Here is an 18,293-nt window from a genome sequence, read left to right on the forward strand (position 1 = left end):
GTGCCGGGCGCCCGGCACACGACCGCCCTGGTCGTCGTCGCGGAGGAGCGAGCGGGGGCGGCGCTGTCGGCCACGCTGGTCGTCGTGCTCATGGACTGCCTTTCGCTGAGGACTGCGCTGTCAGCCGCCGGCGACGACGCCGGCTGCGGTCTTCCTCTACCGTGTCGCCCGCGCGCCGCGTGTGACCAGCAGGCTTTCGCCGCATGGAAGGAAAGCGGAAAGTGCCCGCGCCGTGTCGTTGACTGGGCCCACCAGAGCACGAAGGAGAGCGCATGTTGAAGGATGTCGCAGGCAAGGTCGCCGTCGTGACCGGCGGGTCGAGCGGAATCGGACGGGGCATCGCGTTGGCCCTCGCCCGGGCTGGGATGACGGTCGTCGTGACCGGGCGCACCGGCGCACATCTGGACGAGACCGCGTCGATCTTCGCCGAGCGCGGCCTCGCGGTCGAGACGATGCAGGTGGACGTCACCGACCTGTCGGCGATGCGGGCAGCGGCCGACGAGGTGGAGCGGCGCTTCGGTCGGATCGACGTGCTCGTCAACAATGCCGGGATCGGCCTGACCGGGCCGGTCATGAACGCCACGCCCAGCGATTGGGACTGGGTGATCGACGTCAACATCAAGGGCGTCGGCAACGGCATCCAGGCTTTCGTGCCGAAGATCCGCGCGCACGGCGAGGGCGGCGCCGTCGTGAACACCTCCTCGATGGCGGGTCTCATGCCGATCGTCGCCGGGCTGTACTCGATGACGAAGGCGGCCGTGATCGGGCTGTCGGAGGCGCTGCACATCGAACTGCTCCCCGAGGGCATCTCGGTGGCGGCGTACTGCCCTGGACCGACACACAGCAACATCGCGACCGCTGTCGCGAACCGTCCTGAGCAGTACGGGCAGTCGGGGTACACCCCGCCGCCCCGGGAGTTCACCGAGGCCGCGCGGCACCAGCCGTACATGAGCGCCGAAGAGGCGGGCGAGCGCGTGCTGGCCGGCATCCGTCGGGGCGACATGTTCATCCTCACGCACCCCGAGTTCCGTGAGGGCGTGGCCGACCGTCACGCGACGATCGAGGCCGCGTTCCCGCAAGAGCCGATCGACGAGCCGCGCCGTGCCGCGATCCCGTTCCTGCTGTCGTCTCCGGTGTACTCGGCCGAGAACCGGCTCCCCGCGCCGACGACGCCCGCCCCGGTGGTGTGACGCCGCAGATCAGACTCCCGAGGTGTGCACCTCGACCGGATACGTGATCTCGATGCGGTCCGCGCCCACGCCGAGCATCGGCGAGAGCATCTGACGCATGAAGTCCTTGGGGACCAGGCATTCCGCGCACGCCGCGGGACCCGCTTCGATGCGGGCGAGCGCCCGGTCGTCGACGAGCTCGACCGACAGGTGGTAGTCGTCGGCCTCGAGGGTCTTGCGGAACTCGTCGAGCTGTCCTCGGTCGATGGTCATGTCGAGATCGTAGACATCGTTTCCGCGAGCACCGAAATGTCATCCCACCTGGCGGAAGGTGACGACGGATGCCGGAGCCGGGTCACCACGAGCGGTCGCCGTCGTTCCGCCTGGCGGAATGGCATGACTATCGTCATAGGGAAATGCTCCATGATGAGGGGCACTTCCCCACCCTGAGCGACGACGACGTTTCCGGAGGTTGGTCGACGATGACCATTAATCCCATTCAGTCCGCACCCTCAGCCCGCTCGCGCCGCTCGGCGCACAGCGGCCAGATGACCGCCGCCCAACGCGTGCTGGCGATCCTCGAGGCGTTCGACGAGGACCACCTCGTCCTCACGCTGAGCGAGATCAGCAGACGCGCGGGGCTCAGTCTGAGCACCGCGCATCGACTCGTGGGCGAGCTCCGCGAGTGGGGCGCGCTCGAGCGCTCCGTCGAGGGCCGCTATGCGATCGGCATGCGCGTGCTCGAACTGGGCTGCCTCGAACCGCAGGGCATGCATCTGCGCGAGGTCGCACTCCCGCATCTGGGCGACCTGCAGGCGGCGATGAACGCCAACGTGCACCTGGCGGTGCGCGACGGCCACGACACCGTTTACGTGGAGTCGCTGCGGGCGCGCGGCGGCGCGCGGGTCCTCAGCCGCCTCGGCGGCCGGTGGCCGCTGCACGCCACCGGTACGGGCCAGGTGCTGCTGGCGCACGCCGCGCCGCAGTTCCAGGAGGAAGTGCTCGCGCTTCCGCTGCAGAAGTACACGAAGAAGACCGTCACCGACCCTTATGAACTGCGCCGCGTGCTCTCCGATGTGCGCCGCACCGGGGTTGCCGTGGCCGACGAGTCGATCACGCACAACGCCATCGCCGTGGCCGTCGCCATCCGTGGGCCGCGCGACCGCGTCATCGCCGCGGTAGGCGTGACGCTGCACCGCGAGAACTGGACGCCGGGCGCCGCGCTGCCCGCGCTCACGACGACGGCCCGCGCCATCTCTCGCGCGCTGGGTGCGCCGTCGGCGCGACGGACCCCGAGCGGGGCGAGCGCCGCAGGCTGAGGCGGGCCGTCCCGGCTGCGCCAAGGGCTAACGGAAGTACGCGACCGTGCGGTATTCGACGCTGTGCCGCGGCGTCACCGCCTGCGCTTCGGCGTCGAGGAAGGCCGAGTGCATGACGCGCCACGGCCGCGAGTGGTCGGAGTCGTGCAGCACGAACAGCAGCAGCTCGTCTCGCGTCATGTCGGGGTAGAAGTACCAGCGGTGCGACGCCCGGTAGTGGAACTCCGACCCGCTGAGCGTACGAGGCGACCCGGCGATCGGGCCGAACGGGTCGGGTGGGATCGTATCGACGAAGTACAGCGTGTTGGGCCGTCCTTCGTCATCGCCGAGACTGCGGAAGTCGCACACCGCGAGAGGCCAGTCCTGGGGCGGCGGGCTGAACACGCGCCAGCAGCTCGTGCTGACCGCACGCGAATACCCCGGCCCGTCCGGGAAGTGCCGCGCATAGGTCTCGGCGGCATGGGCGGCAGCTCCCTCCGGCGAGAAGTCGATGTGCACGAGGCCGGCCGCGGGCTGCGAGTCGTGGCCTGCAGGGTCGGCCGCCCGGCGAAGCGTGGCGCCCAGCAGCGCGACTCGATCGGCGCCGAGGCGCAGGCGCACGAACTCCTCGATCTCGGCGTCGTACACCCGGGCGAGCTCGTCGCGGTCGGTGAAGTCCCGCACGCGACTTGGCCGGTGGACCAGTTCGAAGCCGTTGCGCTCGAGGGTGAAGGGACGGTGCACGGCGCGGGCGTCGTACACCTGGACCGCGTACGAGTCGTAGAGTCCGGTGTTGATGCTCGCACCCGGCGCCGTGAACCGGCGCAGGACCGTCGACTCCTCCGACAGGTAGTTCATGACGCCCCACACGGCGGGCACGGTGCCGAGCTCGTCGATCGCCACGCTCGTCCTCCCCGGTCGCCGCGGCGCGCGGGCGGTCCGTGCGGCGGGCGATCCTCAATTCACGCGGCCAGCGTATTGACGCCGCGCACCGGTGCGAGCCTCGATTCCGCCCGGCGGAACCCCGGTTCCGCTCACTCCGAGGCGATCAGCTCGGCGATGCGTTCGCCGATGAGCACCGCGGCCAGCGCGGTGCCCCGCGACGGCACCGCCGGCAGCAGTGACGCGTCGGCGACGCGCAGGCCGGTCGCACCGTGCACGCGGCCATGCGCGTCGGTCACGGCATCCGGGGCGTCCTCGTCGCCCATGCGGGCGGTGCCGCACGAATGCAGCGCCGTGCCGAGCGCGCCGCGGATCCACTCCTCCGCGGCTTCTTCGGACGCGGGCGCGTCGACCCACGCGGGGACGGCGGCGGATGCCACCACCTGGCGCATCGGCTCCGACCGCAGCAGAATCGCCGCCAGCCGGGTCGCGGACCGCAGTGCGGCGAGGTCTTCGGGGCGTGCGAGATAGTCGTACCGGATCATCCCGGCAGTGACGGCCCCGCGCGAATGCGGCGTGGCCAGCGTGATCCGCAGGTCGAGCGGCCCGGCCGCGGCGGCCCGGCCGCTCAGTATCGCGGCGGTCGGCTTGGCTGCCAGCAGCAGTTCGACGGCGGCGTCGGCCACCTCTCCTGCCGGCGCATTCCATGCCGCGGTCCAGGCCGCATCCAGATCGCGCGACAGCACGCCAGGACGCGGCTCCCACGCGATGTCGAGGGCGGGGTGGTCCGACAGACCGCGGCCGACGCCGGGCCGCTCGGCGACGAGCTTCGTGTCCGCAGGCAGGGCGGAGGCATCCCCGATCCCCGATCTCTGCAGCAGCCGTGGCGTCTCGATCGCGCCGGCGCTGACGATCACCTCGTCGGCAGCGAGGAACGACGTCTCCCCCGCGCGTGTGACCTCGACACCGATCGCAGCGCTGCCCCGGAACACGATTCGCTCGACGGCCACGCCGGCGTGGACCTCGACGGATGCGGCGGCCAGCAGCCCCGCGTACGCCCGTGCGACGCCCCAGCGGGCCGCTCCGACCGCGTTGCGGGGCAGCAGCCCCGCGCCCGACGGTCCGCCGCCGTTCTTGTCGGCTTCTGGGTGGGCCCCCGCCTCCGCCGCGGCGGCCAGGAACGCCCGCGTCACCCGGTCGGAGGCTCCGGCGCGTGCCACCGGCACCGGGCCTCCGGCGCCGTGCACGGGGTCATCGCCGAAGTCGCGATCGTTCTCGAGCCTGCGCAGCGCCGGGAGGCAGGCGTCGTAGCTCCACTCCGCGCCGGCGACGGCCGCCCACCCCGCGAAGTCGTCGGGGTGCGGGCGCTGGAAGTACGCGCCGTTGACCGAAGTGCTGCCGCCGAGAAGGCGCCCGCGCGCGATGCGCCATGGCCTGCCGGCGAAGAGCTCGGCATCGTACGTCCACGTCAGCGCCCCGTCGGGAAGACCCTCGCTGACGGTCCAGGCGTGCTCCAGTCCGTGCGCAGCGGCGAGGTCGCCGGATGCCGCGCCGGGTGGACCCGCCTCGAGGAGGACCACCTCGTGCCCCTGCTCCGCCAGGCGCGCCGCGAGCGGGATGCCGGAGCCTCCGGCCCCGGCCACGACGATGCGACGCGGCGTCATGCGGCCGGCGAGCCGCCGGTGAGCGCGACGTCCGAGAACACGTCGCGCAGCCCGGCGAAAGAGACGTCGATGAGGTCGAGCAGGTCCTCGTCCGAGGAGAGCCACTGTTCGTATGCCGCGAGCGAGATGCCCAGGCATGCCCACGAGACCGCCTGCGGCAGCGCCGAATGCGGCGGCACATCGCGCCGCCGTGCGATGAAATCGGCGATGACCGCTCGCCACTCCGCGTAGCGCACGGTCGAGTGGGCGATCAGTTCCGGGGTGCCGAGCAGGATGCGCATGCGATGCCGGTGGCGCTCGACCTCGTCGCCGGGCACATCGTTGAATCGGCGCACGGCAGTGCGGATCGCCTCGATCGGCGGCACGTCTGCGGGGGTCTCTGCCAGCGCGCCGCGGAACCCCTCGAGCAGCCGTTCGAAGTCCCCCCAGGCGACGTCGTTCTTCGACGGGAAGTAGCGGAAGAACGTGCGGCGCCCGATACCCGCGGCCGCCGCGATGTCGTCGACGGTGACGGCGTCGAAGCCGTTCTGGATGAACAGATCGAGGCCGATGCGGCCGAGCTCGTCCTTCGACGTCGACCGCGCGCGACCACGCGAACGCGGTGCGGCGGGCGCCGGAACGACCACGGGCATCCTTTCTCTATGGCACTCGATGCCAGTAAACTCCTCGCACACCGGAAACGCGCGGCGACTCTCAAGGAGGACAGTAGCCCATGCATTCCTCCCCGGCGTCGACGCCGTTTCTCGCCGACGCGCCGTGGCCGGCCATCCCCGAGAGGCTGACGCTCCTCATCCCGGTCGGCTCGACCGAGCAGCACGGTCCGCACCTGCCGCTCGACACCGACACCGTCATCGCCGTCGCGGTCGCCGAGGGTGTTGCGCGTCGATCGGGCAGCGATGTGCGGGTCGCGCCGGCCATCGCGTACGGCTCCAGCGGCGAGCATCAGGCCTTCGCCGGCACCGTGTCGATCGGAACCGAGGCGCTCACCCAGGTGCTGATCGAGGTGGGACGCTCGGCGCGGCAATGGGCGGCGCGACTCGTCTTCCTCAACGGCCACGGCGGCAACGTCGACGCGCTGACCACAGCGGTTCACGTGTTGCGCGAGGAGGGGACGGATGCCTCGTGGCAGCCGTGCCGCCACGGCGACGCCCACGCGGGCCGAGGCGAGACGAGCCTTCTGCTGCACCTCGCCCCCCACCGCGTGGCGATGGAGAGGGCCGAGCCCGGCAACGTCGAACCGGTCGGCGACCTGCTGCCGCGACTGCGCGAGCACGGCCTGCGTCCGCTCGCGCCCAACGGGGTGCTGGGCGATCCGCGAGGGGCGTCGGCGGCAGAAGGCGCCACGCTGCTGGACCGCATGGCAGACGAGCTCGCCGCCGCTCTCCGTGCGCCGGCCCCGGGGCACCCGTGACCGCCGCCCAGCCGGAACTGCCGAGCCCCCCGGCCGAGGAGCTCCCCGTCGGGACGGTGGCGATCGTGGGCGCGGATGTCTGGCGCTATGACCGCGGCCGAGTCCTGGTGGGCGGGGCGCCGACGCGGGTCATGCGACTGAGCCGGCAGGCGGCCGAGTTGATCAGGGACGGCCGGGTCGAGGCATCCGATCCTGCGTCGATGCGGCTGGCGGCGCGACTGGTCGACGCGGGCATCGCGCACCCGGATCCGGCGTCGTTGCCGGCGATCGGCCGCGACCTCGTGACCGTCGTCGTCCCCGTGTACGGCCGGCCCGCCGAACTCGCTCGGCTGCTCGACGGGCTCGCAGGCCTGCGTGTCGTGGTCGTGGACGACGGCACTCCGGCGCGCGACGCGCGAGCGCTGCACGAGGTCGTCGCGCGAGGCGGAGCGCAGCTGCTGCGCCTGGACGAGAACGCCGGACCGGCGACCGCGCGCAATCGCGGCCTGGCCGTCGTCACCACACCGTTCGTCGCGTTCGTCGACTCGGACGTCACCCTCGCCCCCGACGACGTGGAGCGGATGCTGCGGCACTTCGGCGATCCCGCGCTGGCCGTCGTCGGCCCGCGCATCGCCGGGATCCCCCGCCGCGGCACCTGGATCGAGCAGTATGAGAACGCGCGGTCCTCGGTGGATCTCGGGCGACGGCCGGCGCTCGTGCGGCCCCGTTCGCCGGTGTCGTGGCTCTCGAGCACGTGCCTCGTGGCCCGTACGGACGCGCTGGCCGGAGGTTTCACCGACGGCATGCGCGTCGCCGAGGACGTCGACCTGGTGTGGCGACTCACCGAAGCGGGCTGGCGCGTGCGCTACGACCCGGCCGTCACGGTCGCGCACGAACATCGCGCTCATGTGCGGCCGTGGTTCGCCCGCAAGCTGTTCTACGGCACCGGCGCGGCTCGCCTCGCTGCGCGTCACCCCGAAGCCATCCCGCCTGCCATCCTGCGCCCGTGGTCGGCCGGCGTCGTGGCGCTGCTGCTGTGTGCACGATGGTGGTCGGTCCCCGCCGCACTCGCGGTCACCCTCGCCACCGCGTGGCGGCTTTCGCGTCGGCTGCGCACCGGTGAAGGCTCGCGCACCCTGCCGCTGCGCCTGGCGGGCGGCGGTGTGCTGGCCGCACTCACGCAGACCTCTGCGCTCGCACTCCGTCACTGGTGGCCGGTGGCCGCCGTAGCCGCTGTGGTCTCACGCCGTGCGCGGTGGATCATCGGCACCATGGCGGTGGTCGACGCCGTCGTCGAGCATCGCCGGCTGCGCGCTGACCTCGACCTCGTGCGCTTCGCTGTGGCCCGGCGCCTGGACGACCTGGCCTATGGGACCGGCGTCTGGTGGGGTTGCCTTCGCCGGGGCGACTTCCGCGCCCTGCGGATCGAACTGACCCCGGCTCCGCATCCCCGCACGGCTCGGCCTGGCGTGCGTGACGGCGCCGAGCCCCCACCGCCCGCCCCGCGCTGAGAAACCACCCGCAGGTTCAAAAACCACACGGAGGTTCACAAACCCCGGCTTTCACGGTGTCTCAACCTCTCCGTGGTTTCTCAACCTCGACAACGACGACGGCGAGGGCACGACGCGCGGCACCGCGATGGCCGGCACCCCGCCGCGGCCCGCGGGCTGAGAAACCACGCGCAGGTTGAGACACCACGCGCAGGTTGAGACACCACGCTGGGCGTGGTTTCTCAACCTCTGCGTGGTTTCTCAACATCTTTCGGCAGATCGTCGATCTGCTGCACGCCCGTTCGTCGCCCAGGTGAGGACGAACGAAGGGAGACCTCATGGGACGGCAATGGGATGTCATGGCCGAGCTGGCCGCGGCACTGGCGAACCTGGCGCCCGCACACCGCGAACGCTTGCTCGAGAGCGAAGACGAGGGCGGCGACCGCGACGCCGAGTGGCGGTTGCGGGACTAGAGCTCGACGTTCACCAGCACGGGCTCGGGCTGCAGGATCAGGCCGAACTCGGACTGCACGCGCCCCTGGATGAACCGGGCGAGCTCCGCCAGCTCGGCGGCGGTCGCGTCACCGCGGTTGGTGAGGGCCAGCGCGTGCTTGCTCGACAGCGCGGCGCGCGAGCGCGGGAGCTTGAAGCCCTTGCGCAGGCCGGAGTGCTCGATCAGCCACGCCGCACTGACCTTGACGTCGGACTCGACGGAGGACGGCGGCGGGACGTACCCGTCGAACGCCGCCAGCGGGATCACCAGCACCGGGTCGAGATCGGGGGCGACCGGCCACCGCGGGCATTCGTCCGGCAGGGTGCGGGCGAAGGATGCCGACACCACGGCGTTCTGGAAGAACGAGCCCGCGCTGTACGTGTCGGGATCGTCGGGATCGAGCACCATGCCCTTGCTGCGGCGCGTCTCGAGGATGCGCTCGCGCACCCACGCGAGCGTCACCTCGTCGTCGGGGGCGAGGCGCAGCGCCGTGCGCAGCTGGTCGCCCGCGATGCGGCGACCGCCGGGGCCGACCTCCGCGAGATCGAGCGTCACCGAGAGGATCACTGCGCGGCGCGCCGGCACCGACCCGTAATGGTGCTTGAGCACCGACGTGCGAAAGCCCAGGCCGAGCTCGGCCGCCGGCACGGTCGAAACGTCACCGGTGGACTCGTCGATGAGCTCGACCTCGGCGAGCGTCTGCACGATCTCCTGGCCGTATGCCCCGATGTTCTGAACCGGCGCAGCGCCGACGGTGCCCGGTATGCCCGACATCGCCTCGATGCCGCCGAGGCCCTCGCCGACCGCATACGCCACGAGGGAATCCCAGTCGTGCCCCGCCTGCACCCGCAGCCTGACGCGGCCCGGCACGGGCGACGGCATCCGTTCGATGCCCTGTGTGAGCACCCGGACGACGCTGCCGTCGAACGGCTCGTCGCCCACGAACAGGTTCGATCCCCCGCCCAGGGCGAACCACGGGTCGCCGGTGGACCAGACGTCGCGCAGCGCCTCGACGAGCTCTTCGGTCGTCGAGGCATCGATCATGCGCGAGGGAGCACCACCGGTGCGCAGCGTGGTCAGCTGCGCCAGCGGAAGGGTCCCCACGGCCCCTCCACTCGCCGCTGACGCGTCGTGTGGAGCCTCCGGCCGCGTGGGCCCAGTAACGTCAGGCATCCGTCAGATAGTCCGCACGCGCACCTGCGCCTTGACGAGCACCGTCGTGCCGTCGTGCGAGACGGTCAGGTCGATGCGCGCGGACTCCTCGTCGACGGCGCCGACCTTGGCGACGACGGTGACGTCGGCTCCCGTCTCCGGGTCGACGACGACCGGCTTGGTGAAGCGCACGCCGTACTCGAGGATGCGGCCGGTGTCCTGAAGCCCACTGTCGCCGAGCCAGGACTGGATCGTTCCGACGGCGAGGCCCATCGTGAGCATGCCGTGCGCGAGCACTCCGGGCAGGCCGACGGCCGCGGCGATGTCGTCGCGGTAGTGGATGGGATTGAAATCGCCGGATGCCCCGGCGTAGCGCACGAGGGACTCCCGGGTCAGATGCACCGTGCGTTCCGCGACGACGTCGCCGACGGCGAGCCCGGTCAGTGCGCTCACTTGTCGCCCTCCCCGACGAGCAGGATGGATGTCGCGGTCACGACGTGCGCGCCGGCGGCATCCGTGATCTCGGCGTCGCTCGTGACCATCGCGTTGCCGCCCATCGTGCGGATGCCCGTGACCGACAGCGTCGCGGTGAGCTCGTCGCCGGCGACGATCGGCCGCGTGTAGCGGAAGCGCTGCTCGGCGTGCAGCACCCGCGAGAGTTCGATGCCGGAGTCCGGTTCGGCCAGCAGCTGCTGCAGCGTCTGATCCTGCACCACCATGGCGAAGGTGGGCGGCGCGACGACGTCGGCATAGCCGAGAGCCTGCGCGGCCTGCGGGTCGAGGTGCTGCGGGTCGTCGGCGAAGACGGCGCGCGCGAACTCGCGCACCTTTTCGCGACCCACGAGGTAGGGGGCCGTCGGGGGGAACGCGCGTCCGACGAGCTCGGGGTTCACTGGCACCCGGCCATCCTACCGGCGCCCCTTCTGCCTCCTGTCAGGAAGAGCGGCGCCCGCGCGCGGCGCGCAGCCCCATCTGCACCGCGATCACGACGAGGTAGGCGGCGAACAGCATGTTGCCGACGAACGGGTCGACGAGGGTCGCGATCCATGCGCCCAGCGCCGTCGTCGTGCACGCCGCGACGCCCACCAGGGCCGCGGCTCCCAGGTCGACGTTGTGACGCCGCAGATTGCCGATCGTGCCCGACACGGCGGTCGGGATCATCATGAGGAGCGACGTGCCCTTGGCCACGAGGTCGCTGGTTCCGAACAGCAGCATGAGCACGGGCACGACGACGATTCCGCCGCCCACACCGATGAGACCCGACAGGATGCCGGTGGCCACGCCGACCACGACCAGCGCGATGCCCGACAACCAGGTGAGGGCGAGATCGGCCTCGCGCGACGGGATGACGACGAACAGGCTCACGATCACTGCGACGAGGAAGCCCACGAAGCCCCAGCGCAGCACGGTGAGCGACAGCCGCGGCAGCATCCACGTGCCGATCTGGGCGCCCACGACCGCACCCGCCGCGAGGAGCAGTGCGGGGATCCAGGCGACGGAGCCGTGCACGGCGTACGAGATCACGCCGATCGCGGCGGTCGGCACGATCGCGGCGAGAGACGTTCCGGCGGCCAGTCGCTGGTCGAAGCTGAGGATCAGCACGAGAAGCGGCACGATCACCGTCCCGCCGCCGACGCCGAACAGTCCCGACAGCAGGCCGGCGAGCAGCCCTACTCCGACGCAGGTGAGGATGAAGCGCGCGTCCCGCGGACGGCGCACGACGTCGGGCACGGGTCTACTCGTCGGACACGCCGTCGATCGCCCAGCCACCGCCGTCCGGGACCAGCGTGTAGAAGTAGACGATCTCGCCGGGCGTCGGATCGGTGGGGTTTCCCTCGGTGTCGACGACGACGACATACGACTCGGTCGTCGTCACCGTGATCTCGCCGTCGGAGGCCACGACCTCGTCGATCGAGATCTCGTACTCGTCGAAGTTGTCGTCGAACAGCTCCGCCTCGGCGACGAATGCGGCGCAGTCCGCGAAACCGCTGTCGGCCTGGAACTGCTCGGTCGTCGACGTCGCGAACGCGTCGCAGTCGGCTTCCTGCCAGGCCTCGTCGTACAGTTCGACAGCCGCGACGGCCGCCTGCTCGTCGGCGGAACCAGCTGTGCCGCCGTTGCCGCCCGAGGTCGCCATGTTGAGGAACAGCAGGGGGATCAGCACGGCGGCGGCGATCACCACGCCGAGAAGTACGACGCCGAGCACCAGCCACAGGATCCACAGCTTGGACTTGCGCGGCTCGGTGGCGGCGGTGAACGCCCCGCCCGGAGCATCCTGGCTGCCGTACGGTGCGCCTGGCGGATAGCCGGGAACGGTCGGGTAACCGCCGGCGGCCGGCGCTCCGGCGGCGGCGTTCTGCACCCCGAAGAGCGTCGCAGCGGGGTCGCCCGCAGACGGCTGTTCCGGCATCGCCGCCGGGGCCGGTACCGCCGCGACCGCAGCGGCGTCGGAATCGGCGGCGCCCGGTGCCGCCTCGGCCTGAGACGCGGCCACGATCTCGGCTTCGGTCGGAGCGTCGGTGACTTCGGCGTCGGGCTGAGCGACGTGCTCCGTCCACTGCGCGCCGTCCCACCAACGCAGTGCGCCGTGGCCGTCGTCGTACCACCCGGGCGGAGTCGTCTTCATCCTCAAACCCTACCCGCGAGGGGCCGCGCCACAACTCCAGGCGCTCACGCCGGTGCGGCCGAATGCGACGATGGGCACATGACGACACCTCCACCGGTCCGCCGCAGCAGCGGATACCTCGCCCGCGTCGTCCAGCCACTGATACTCCTTGCCGTGATGTGGCTGGTCCGGCTGCTCGACGCGGTGCTCCCCGGCAGCTGGAATCACGTCTACGGCATCCAGTCCTGGGCGCTCGACGGGCTCGACGGCGTGGTGCTGTCACCAGGCCTGCACACCGGGTGGCCGCACCTGCTGGCGAACACGGTGCCCTTCGTCCTCCTCGGCGTGCTCGTCGCGCTGGACGGCATCGGCCGGTTCTGGGCGGTGACGGCGATCGTCGCGGTGATCGGCGGCCTGGGCACGTGGGTCTTCAACCCTCCGGGCACCGTCACGGTGGGCGCCTCGGGACTGGTCTTCGGGTACTTCGGCTACCTGCTCGTGAGGGCTTTCGTCGCGAGGTCGCTGGGTCACGGCATCTTGTACGCCCTCATCGCGATCGGCGTCGCGGTGCTCTACGGCGGCAGCATGCTCGCGGGGATCTTCGGCGCGGGCGACGGCATCTCGTGGCAGGCGCACCTGTTCGGCGCTCTCGGCGGGGCCGTCGCCGCGATCATCACGCGCCCCCGGCGGGAGTGAGCCCGTGCAACCGCTTCAGAGCTCTGACGGGTTGTGCGCGGCGTCCCACTGGGGTCGGTAGATCTCGCGGAACTCCGCCGCGCTGAGGGTCCGCAGTCTCGCCGCCGCAGCCGCGAGGTCGTCCGGGCCGGCGGCGCGCGTGGAGCCCACCTCGGCGAGCGCCACCGGGTCTGCGGAGCGCAGCACCACGAGGACGTCGCCGAGCCACAGCGCCCGCGCTGTGCCGTCGGACGTGACCCAGTGCGCACCGTCGCGCACGCACTCACCGCCGAAGTCTTCGATCGTGATCGGCGCCTCGAATCCCCCGGTCGGCTCGAGCATCAGCCCGCACGGCAGCGCCGGGTCGTCCGTCGCGGTGTTGCCACCAGAAGCCTTGACGGTGAGGGCTGCGCCGTCGTGCGTACTCACCCATGCCACAGTGCTCCACTGCGCCGGCTCGAGTGCTCCCACCACGTCGTTAGGACCATCCGGCACCACCGGAGGCTGCGAGATCTCGATGACGTCGTCGAACGCCGCCTCTGAGGCGACCGAAGGATCCGGCTCCGCATCAGCTTGCGTGTAGCTCCAGGGGGCCGCGGCGAACGCGACGACGAGGAGAAGCGCGCCGCCGCCGAGTATCCGGAGCCACCGTGGTCCGAAGAAGACGCCGAGCGTCAGCGCGCAGACGACGCCCAGCGCTATGAGGACGACACCGTTCTGCAACCCGAGCAGGACGCCCCATCCGCCCGTTCGCATCACGCCGGCGATCAGCACCGCCAGCGCCGACAGCACCGCGACGAGGGCGGCGCCGAATCGCAACCGGTGCGTGAGGAGGCGCAGCACGATCACGATCAGGGCGAGAGCGACAAACCCCACGATCAGGACCGGCAGAACGGGCCACCCTCCGCTGAACAGGGCCGTGAACACCTGCCACGCGCAGATCCAGAAGCCGATCGACAGCACGACGGCTGCCAGCGCGATGGCGGCGAGCGCCCGCCCCGCACCGATGGGGCCGTGGCCGCGACCGCGGGAGTCGGGTGATGCGGCCGCGTGCGAGGTCAGCTCGTCGGTTGGCGGAGGCACGGTCACGTGCTGATCCAAGCAGACCAGCCGCGCGTCGTACAGGTCGGCCGCAGTCGGACATCGCGGGGATCGGATGCCGCGGCATCCGATCCCCGAAGATTCACCGCTGCAGCACCGAGCGGGTGCTGGCCTCGGGGCTCAGGTCGAGCCGGCGCAGCAGCTGGGCGTTCAGCGCGACGACGATGGTCGACAGCGACATCAGGATGGCACCGACCGACATCGGCAGCACGAAGCCGATCGGGGCGAGCACGCCTGCGGCGAGCGGCACCGAGATGAGGTTGTAGCCGGCGGCCCACCACAGGTTCTGCTTCATCTTGCGGTAGCTCGCCCGCGACAGCTCGATGACCGACAGCACCGACCGCGGATCGCTCGAGGCGAGGATCACGCCGGCGGATCCGATCGCGACGTCGGTGCCGGCGCCGATCGCGATCCCGACGTCGGCCCGCGCAAGCGCGGGTGCGTCGTTCACGCCGTCGCCGACCATCGCGACCTTCTTGCCCTCGCCCTGCAGCTCGGCCACCTTCGCAGCCTTGTCTTCGGGACGGACGCCGGCGAAGACGCGACGGATGCCGAGGGCATCGGCCACCGTGTGAGCAACGGGCTCGGCATCCCCGGTGATCATCACCACCTCCACGCCCAGCCGGTGCAGTGCGTCGACGGCCTCACGCGACTCGGACCGGATCTCGTCCGCCAGGGCGAGTGCGCCGATGACGGCACCGTCGCGAGCGACGTGCAGCACGATCGACCCCTGCTCCCGCCACTGAGTCGACGCCGCGATTGGGCCCACGCGGCCGGAGGCTCCGCTCGACGCGCCAGCGGCGAGTGGAGGGGCCGTGGGGACCGTACCGCCGACCTCTTCGAGCATCCGCGGTCCCCCGACCCGCACCTCGCGGCCCTCGACCGTCGCGGAGACCCCGACGGCGGGCGATGACGTGAATCCGGTCGCGGCGGCCACGGCGAGACCGCGCTCGTGCGCGGCCCGGACGATCGCGCGGGCGAGGGGGTGCTCACTGTCGGCCTCGGCGGACGCGGCGAGCGCGAGCACGGCATCGGCATCCACGTCGCCGACCGCGGCGATGTCGACGACCGTCGGCTCGCCCTTGGTGAGCGTGCCGGTCTTGTCGAACAGCACCGCGTCGACGGTGCGCATCGTCTCGAGGGCGAGGCGATCCTTGACGAGCACGCCGCCACGGGCGGCTCGCTCGGTCGCGATCGACACGACCAGCGGAATGGCGAGTCCGAGCGCGTGGGGGCACGCGATCACGAGCACGGTGATCGTGCGCACGACGGCCTCATCGGGCAGGCCGAACGCGGTCCAGACGATCGCCGTGATCAGCGCCGCGCCCAGCGCGAACCAGAACAGCCAGCCCGCCGCGCGATCGGCGAGGCGCTGCGCGCGCGACGACGAGTTCTGCGCCTCCGCCACCAGGCGACGGATGCCGGCGAGCGTCGTGTCGTCGCCGGTCGCGGTCACCTCCACCCGAAGCCCGGAGTCGGTCGCGACGGTGCCCGCCGTGACCGCGTCGCCCACCGTCCGCGCGACGGTGCGCGACTCGCCGGTCACCATCGACTCGTCCATGTCGGCGCGACCGTCGACGATCCGGCCGTCCGCGGGGACGCTCGCGCCCGGGCGCACGAGGACCACGTCGCCCACGCGGAGGTCGGCGGGTGCGACCTTCACGATGGCATCGCCGTCGACGCGCTCCGCCTCGTCGGGAAGGAGCGCCGCGAGCGAGTCCAGCGCCGACGTCGTCTGTGCGAGCGAGCGCATCTCGATCCAGTGCCCGAGCAGCATGATCACGATCAGCAGCGCGAGTTCCCACCAGAAGTCCAGCTGGTGGTGCAGCATCCCCAGGCTCGCTCCCCACGACGCGACGAAGGCGACGGTGATCGCGAGACCGATCAGCAGCATCATGCCGGGGCGACGGGCGCGCACCTCGTCGACGGCGCCCGAGAGGAAGGGCCAACCTCCCCAGAAGTACATGACCGTGCCCAGCACGGGCGAGATCCAGGTGACGAGGGGCACGTCGGGCAGGGAGTAGCCCAGCACCATCGCGAACATGCTCGAGAACGCGATGACCGGCACCGCGAGCACGAGGTTGAACCAGAAGAGCCGGCGGAAACGTTCGACATGTCCGGTGTGGCCGGCATGACCCCCGTGTCCCGCATGACCCCCGTGTCCCGCATGGGCATCGTGTCCCGCGTGGGCGTCATGATCGGCATGGGCATCGTGACCCGCGTGGGCGTCGTGACCGGCGTGGGCGCCGTGGGACGCGTGGACATCGTGTCCCGCGTGGGCGCCGTGACCGGCGTGGGCGTCGTGAGACGTGAGCATGTCGTGGACGGCGTGGCCGTTGTGGTCCTGCGGCTCCTCGGTCGCGCGTGCGCCGTAGTGGTGATGGTGGTCGTGCGGATCGGTCACAGGACTCTCCTCGAACGCGGTTAACTCCGTTATACCCCTATGGGGTATCGGTCGCAACGCGTGAGGCCGTGGCGTATTCCCCGACGGCGCACACTGCCATTGATGCGCGCGCACCCGCCATGATGTGGCCGGCGTGGAGGATCGGGCGTCCCGCAGCCGATGGCTCGAGCAGAATCGGCAGTGCGCGTCCGCGCCACCGCCCGAAGGAGCATCCGTGATCACCGTCCACCTGCGCTACGAGATCGACCCCGACAAGCTCGCGGAGTTCACCCACTACGGGCAGCAGTGGATCCGCCTCGTGACGAAGTTCGGCGGCACCCACCACGGGTACTTCATGCCGAGCGAGGGAGACAGCGACGAGGCTTTCGCCCTGTTCACGTTCCCCTCGCTTGCTGAGTACGAGACGTACCGGACGGCATCGTTCGCCGACCCGGAGTGCCTCGAGATGTTCCAGTTCGCGCGCGACACGCAGTGCATCCGCCGCTACGAGCGCCGGTTCCTCACGCCCGTCTTCGAGTGAGGGGATGCGGGACGCTGCAGCCGAGGAGCGCCCCGTCTCTCAGTTCGTGACCGACTCGAGGAAGTCGAGCGTGCGACCCAGCGCCTCCTGCGCCTCGTCGAGGTCCAGGTGGAACTGGTACTCGTGCTGAAGGGCGGGCTCATGGTCCGCCGGCCAGAAGAGATCGGTCACCGGCACGTCGAGGCTGCGCAGGCGCTGGGCCATGGGGATTCCCTGCAGCCAGGTCAGGCCGTCGCCGTTCCCACCGCTGATGTATGTGGGAGGGAAGTCCGACGTGACGAACTCGATGGTCGACATCGTGGCGCCCGGAGACTCCGCCGCCCAGTCCTTCGTGCCGGTGTACGACCACAGGGCGGTCTTGAACCCCCATCCGATGATGCCGGGCAGATTGGTCATCGCCCGCATGTCGTACACGCCGCAGTTGAGGATGACGCCGACGATCTGGTCCGCCGCGAGTGCGGGTCGCACATCCATGAGCTCGGCATAGTCCGGATTCGTCGAGAGGGTCGCCATCTGGCTGGCGAGCTGCCCCCCCGCCGAGTCCCCCGCGATGACGATCGTGTCGGGATCGACGGCGAGTTCGTCGGCATGATCGAGGATGTACGCGAAGGCGTCGTTCAGCTCCCCCACGGCGGTCGGATAGGTCGCCTCGGGTCCCAGGGTGTAGTTCACGGCGATCGCGGTGTAACCGGCATCCGCCAGGATCCGCATGTAGGGGTCGACGTCCGCGCTCGACCCCGAGATCCAGGCGCCGCCGTGGATCCAGATGACCGTCGGCAGTGCGTCGCCGTCCTCGGCCGTGGTGTACATGTCGAGCGTGAGTCCCGGCTCGTCTTCGGCGTAGGTGATCCCGGTCTTCTCCCGCAGGGCGTCGTTCTCGGGAACGTGCTTCTCCATCTCGGCTGCCGTCGCCCTCCCACCCTGCTCGAAGACCGACCGGATCAGCATGGCCGACGGCCACGGTGTGATCGATGCGACGACCACGGCCGCCAGCACGACGAACAGCACGACACCGAGGGCGATGAGCCAACCGCGGTGCCGGTGCGTGCGCGGGCGAACCGCGTGATCCTCGACCGTTGACTCAGACGCCATGTCTCCCCCGTGATCTGTTGCCTTGCGGGTCGAGGCTATCGGGAGAGTGCGCGCCGAACGGGGGAACACGACGGGCAAGCAGAAAGCCCCGGAGAATCGGCGAGATTCCGGGGCTATCCGTAGCAGGAGCGGGGCTTGAACCCGCGACCTCACGATTATGAGTCGTGCGCTCTCACCAACTGAGCTACCCTGCCGCGTGGCATCCGGACGGTCGAGATTCGAATGCTGCGAGCCCCGAGTCAGGATTGAACTGACGACCCCTTCCTTACCATGGAAGTGCTCTGCCACTGAGCTATCGGGGCGTGCTGCCTGCGAGCAGGCAACTAGAAGAGAATACCAGAGCCGCGGCATCCTCCAG

At 70.9% G+C, this 18,293-nt stretch carries 20 protein-coding genes and 2 tRNA genes; 8 read left to right on the plus strand and 14 right to left on the minus strand.

The genetic code is table 11. The annotated features are described in order from the left end of the window. The coding region (locus ACLKM7_RS03555) for a hypothetical protein (RefSeq protein WP_436445787.1) at positions 1-279 on the plus strand (279 nt) is incomplete at its 5' end. Then, positions 273-1,190 (plus strand): SDR family NAD(P)-dependent oxidoreductase, encoded by a 918-nt coding sequence (locus ACLKM7_RS03560; protein ID WP_436445788.1) that lies wholly within the window; start codon positions 273-275, stop codon positions 1,188-1,190. The genes ACLKM7_RS03555 and ACLKM7_RS03560, both read left to right, overlap by 7 nt. Positions 1,191-1,199: 9 nt before the next feature. Here the strand turns inward: ACLKM7_RS03560 and ACLKM7_RS03565 are convergent, their stop codons facing one another. Next, on the minus strand, positions 1,200-1,442 hold the full coding sequence (locus tag ACLKM7_RS03565) for a hypothetical protein (protein WP_436445789.1): 243 nt from the start codon (positions 1,440-1,442) through the stop codon (positions 1,200-1,202). A gap of 209 nt (positions 1,443-1,651) precedes the next feature. Here ACLKM7_RS03565 and ACLKM7_RS03570 point away from each other — a divergent pair, with 209 nt between their 5' ends. Continuing rightward, the gene (locus ACLKM7_RS03570) at positions 1,652-2,488 is read left to right on the plus strand and encodes an IclR family transcriptional regulator (protein WP_436445790.1); all 837 of its coding nucleotides are present in this window, start codon (positions 1,652-1,654) and stop codon (positions 2,486-2,488) included. Positions 2,489-2,515: 27 nt separating this feature from the next. On the opposite strand, the gene ACLKM7_RS03575 is transcribed toward ACLKM7_RS03570, so the two are convergent. The 3 genes from ACLKM7_RS03575 to mftR form a co-directional block, all read right to left on the minus strand. Further along, a complete protein-coding gene (locus tag ACLKM7_RS03575; RefSeq protein WP_436445791.1) occupies positions 2,516-3,370 on the minus strand; it encodes a CmcJ/NvfI family oxidoreductase in 855 nt (284 codons plus the stop codon). A gap of 131 nt (positions 3,371-3,501) precedes the next feature. Continuing rightward, entirely contained in the window at positions 3,502-5,013 is a 1,512-nt protein-coding gene (locus ACLKM7_RS03580) for a GMC family oxidoreductase (protein WP_436445792.1), read from the minus strand. Beyond that, positions 5,010-5,639 (minus strand): mycofactocin system transcriptional regulator, encoded by a 630-nt coding sequence (gene mftR / locus ACLKM7_RS03585; protein WP_436445793.1) that lies wholly within the window; start codon positions 5,637-5,639, stop codon positions 5,010-5,012. The genes ACLKM7_RS03580 and mftR overlap by 4 nt, the downstream gene beginning before the upstream one ends. Positions 5,640-5,725: 86 nt before the next feature. Between mftR and mftE the strand changes: the two genes are divergently transcribed. The 3 genes from mftE to ACLKM7_RS03600 all read left to right on the plus strand — a co-directional run bounded on the left by mftE (position 5,726) and on the right by ACLKM7_RS03600 (position 8,366). After that, a complete protein-coding gene (gene mftE / locus ACLKM7_RS03590; RefSeq protein WP_436445794.1) occupies positions 5,726-6,424 on the plus strand; it encodes a mycofactocin biosynthesis peptidyl-dipeptidase MftE in 699 nt (232 codons plus the stop codon). Then, positions 6,421-7,914: a mycofactocin biosynthesis glycosyltransferase MftF gene (gene mftF, locus ACLKM7_RS03595; protein WP_436445795.1), complete on the plus strand. Its 1,494-nt coding sequence runs from the start codon at positions 6,421-6,423 to the stop codon at positions 7,912-7,914. The genes mftE and mftF overlap by 4 nt, the downstream gene beginning before the upstream one ends. 317 nt (positions 7,915-8,231) lie before the next feature. Beyond that, positions 8,232-8,366, plus strand: coding sequence for a hypothetical protein (locus ACLKM7_RS03600; protein ID WP_436445796.1), 135 nt, complete (start codon positions 8,232-8,234; stop codon positions 8,364-8,366). Here the strand turns inward: ACLKM7_RS03600 and ACLKM7_RS03605 are convergent. The 5 genes from ACLKM7_RS03605 to ACLKM7_RS03625 all read right to left on the minus strand — a co-directional run bounded on the left by ACLKM7_RS03605 (position 8,363) and on the right by ACLKM7_RS03625 (position 12,164). After that, positions 8,363-9,430: a UDP-N-acetylmuramate dehydrogenase gene (locus tag ACLKM7_RS03605; RefSeq protein WP_436445891.1), complete on the minus strand. Its 1,068-nt coding sequence runs from the start codon at positions 9,428-9,430 to the stop codon at positions 8,363-8,365. The two genes, ACLKM7_RS03600 and ACLKM7_RS03605, sit on opposite strands and share 4 nt — an antisense overlap. Before the next feature lie 132 nt (positions 9,431-9,562). Next, positions 9,563-9,982, minus strand: a complete 420-nt coding sequence (locus tag ACLKM7_RS03610; RefSeq protein WP_436445892.1) for a MaoC/PaaZ C-terminal domain-containing protein — start codon at positions 9,980-9,982, stop codon at positions 9,563-9,565. A 5-nt stretch (positions 9,983-9,987) separates the two neighbouring features. Further along, complete coding sequence (locus ACLKM7_RS03615; RefSeq protein ID WP_436445797.1) at positions 9,988-10,437, minus strand: FAS1-like dehydratase domain-containing protein; 450 nt, start codon at positions 10,435-10,437, stop codon at positions 9,988-9,990. Between the two features lie 34 nt (positions 10,438-10,471). After that, positions 10,472-11,269 carry a sulfite exporter TauE/SafE family protein gene (locus ACLKM7_RS03620; RefSeq protein ID WP_436445798.1) on the minus strand — a complete coding sequence of 266 codons (798 nt, stop codon included), beginning with the start codon at positions 11,267-11,269 and terminating at the stop codon, positions 10,472-10,474. A gap of 4 nt (positions 11,270-11,273) precedes the next feature. After that, the gene (locus ACLKM7_RS03625) at positions 11,274-12,164 is read right to left on the minus strand and encodes a DUF2510 domain-containing protein (protein WP_436445799.1); all 891 of its coding nucleotides are present in this window, start codon (positions 12,162-12,164) and stop codon (positions 11,274-11,276) included. Positions 12,165-12,242: 78 nt separating this feature from the next. Here ACLKM7_RS03625 and ACLKM7_RS03630 point away from each other — a divergent pair, with 78 nt between their 5' ends. Continuing rightward, entirely contained in the window at positions 12,243-12,839 is a 597-nt protein-coding gene (locus ACLKM7_RS03630) for a rhomboid family intramembrane serine protease (protein ID WP_436445800.1), read from the plus strand. 15 nt (positions 12,840-12,854) lie between these two features. On the opposite strand, the gene ACLKM7_RS03635 is transcribed toward ACLKM7_RS03630, so the two are convergent. Together ACLKM7_RS03635 and ACLKM7_RS03640 are read right to left on the minus strand one after the other, a co-directional pair. Continuing rightward, entirely contained in the window at positions 12,855-13,907 is a 1,053-nt protein-coding gene (locus tag ACLKM7_RS03635; RefSeq protein ID WP_436445801.1) for a hypothetical protein, read from the minus strand. 94 nt (positions 13,908-14,001) lie between these two features. After that, positions 14,002-16,236, minus strand: a complete 2,235-nt coding sequence (locus tag ACLKM7_RS03640; RefSeq protein ID WP_436445893.1) for a heavy metal translocating P-type ATPase — start codon at positions 16,234-16,236, stop codon at positions 14,002-14,004. A 301-nt stretch (positions 16,237-16,537) separates the two neighbouring features. Here ACLKM7_RS03640 and ACLKM7_RS03645 point away from each other — a divergent pair, with 301 nt between their 5' ends. Further along, a complete protein-coding gene (locus ACLKM7_RS03645) occupies positions 16,538-16,843 on the plus strand; it encodes an NIPSNAP family protein (protein ID WP_436445802.1) in 306 nt (101 codons plus the stop codon). 39 nt (positions 16,844-16,882) lie between these two features. On the opposite strand, the gene ACLKM7_RS03650 is transcribed toward ACLKM7_RS03645, so the two are convergent. The 3 genes from ACLKM7_RS03650 to ACLKM7_RS03660 form a co-directional block, all read right to left on the minus strand. Beyond that, entirely contained in the window at positions 16,883-17,935 is a 1,053-nt protein-coding gene (locus ACLKM7_RS03650; RefSeq protein ID WP_436445803.1) for an alpha/beta hydrolase, read from the minus strand. A gap of 120 nt (positions 17,936-18,055) precedes the next feature. Continuing rightward, positions 18,056-18,129: transfer RNA gene (locus ACLKM7_RS03655), tRNA-Met, on the minus strand. Positions 18,130-18,165: 36 nt separating this feature from the next. Further along, positions 18,166-18,237, minus strand: a tRNA-Thr gene (locus tag ACLKM7_RS03660). Between the last annotated feature and the right edge of the window lie 56 nt (positions 18,238-18,293).

The organism is Microbacterium sp. I2 (genome assembly GCF_051364985.1).
Taxonomy (GTDB): domain Bacteria; phylum Actinomycetota; class Actinomycetes; order Actinomycetales; family Microbacteriaceae; genus Microbacterium.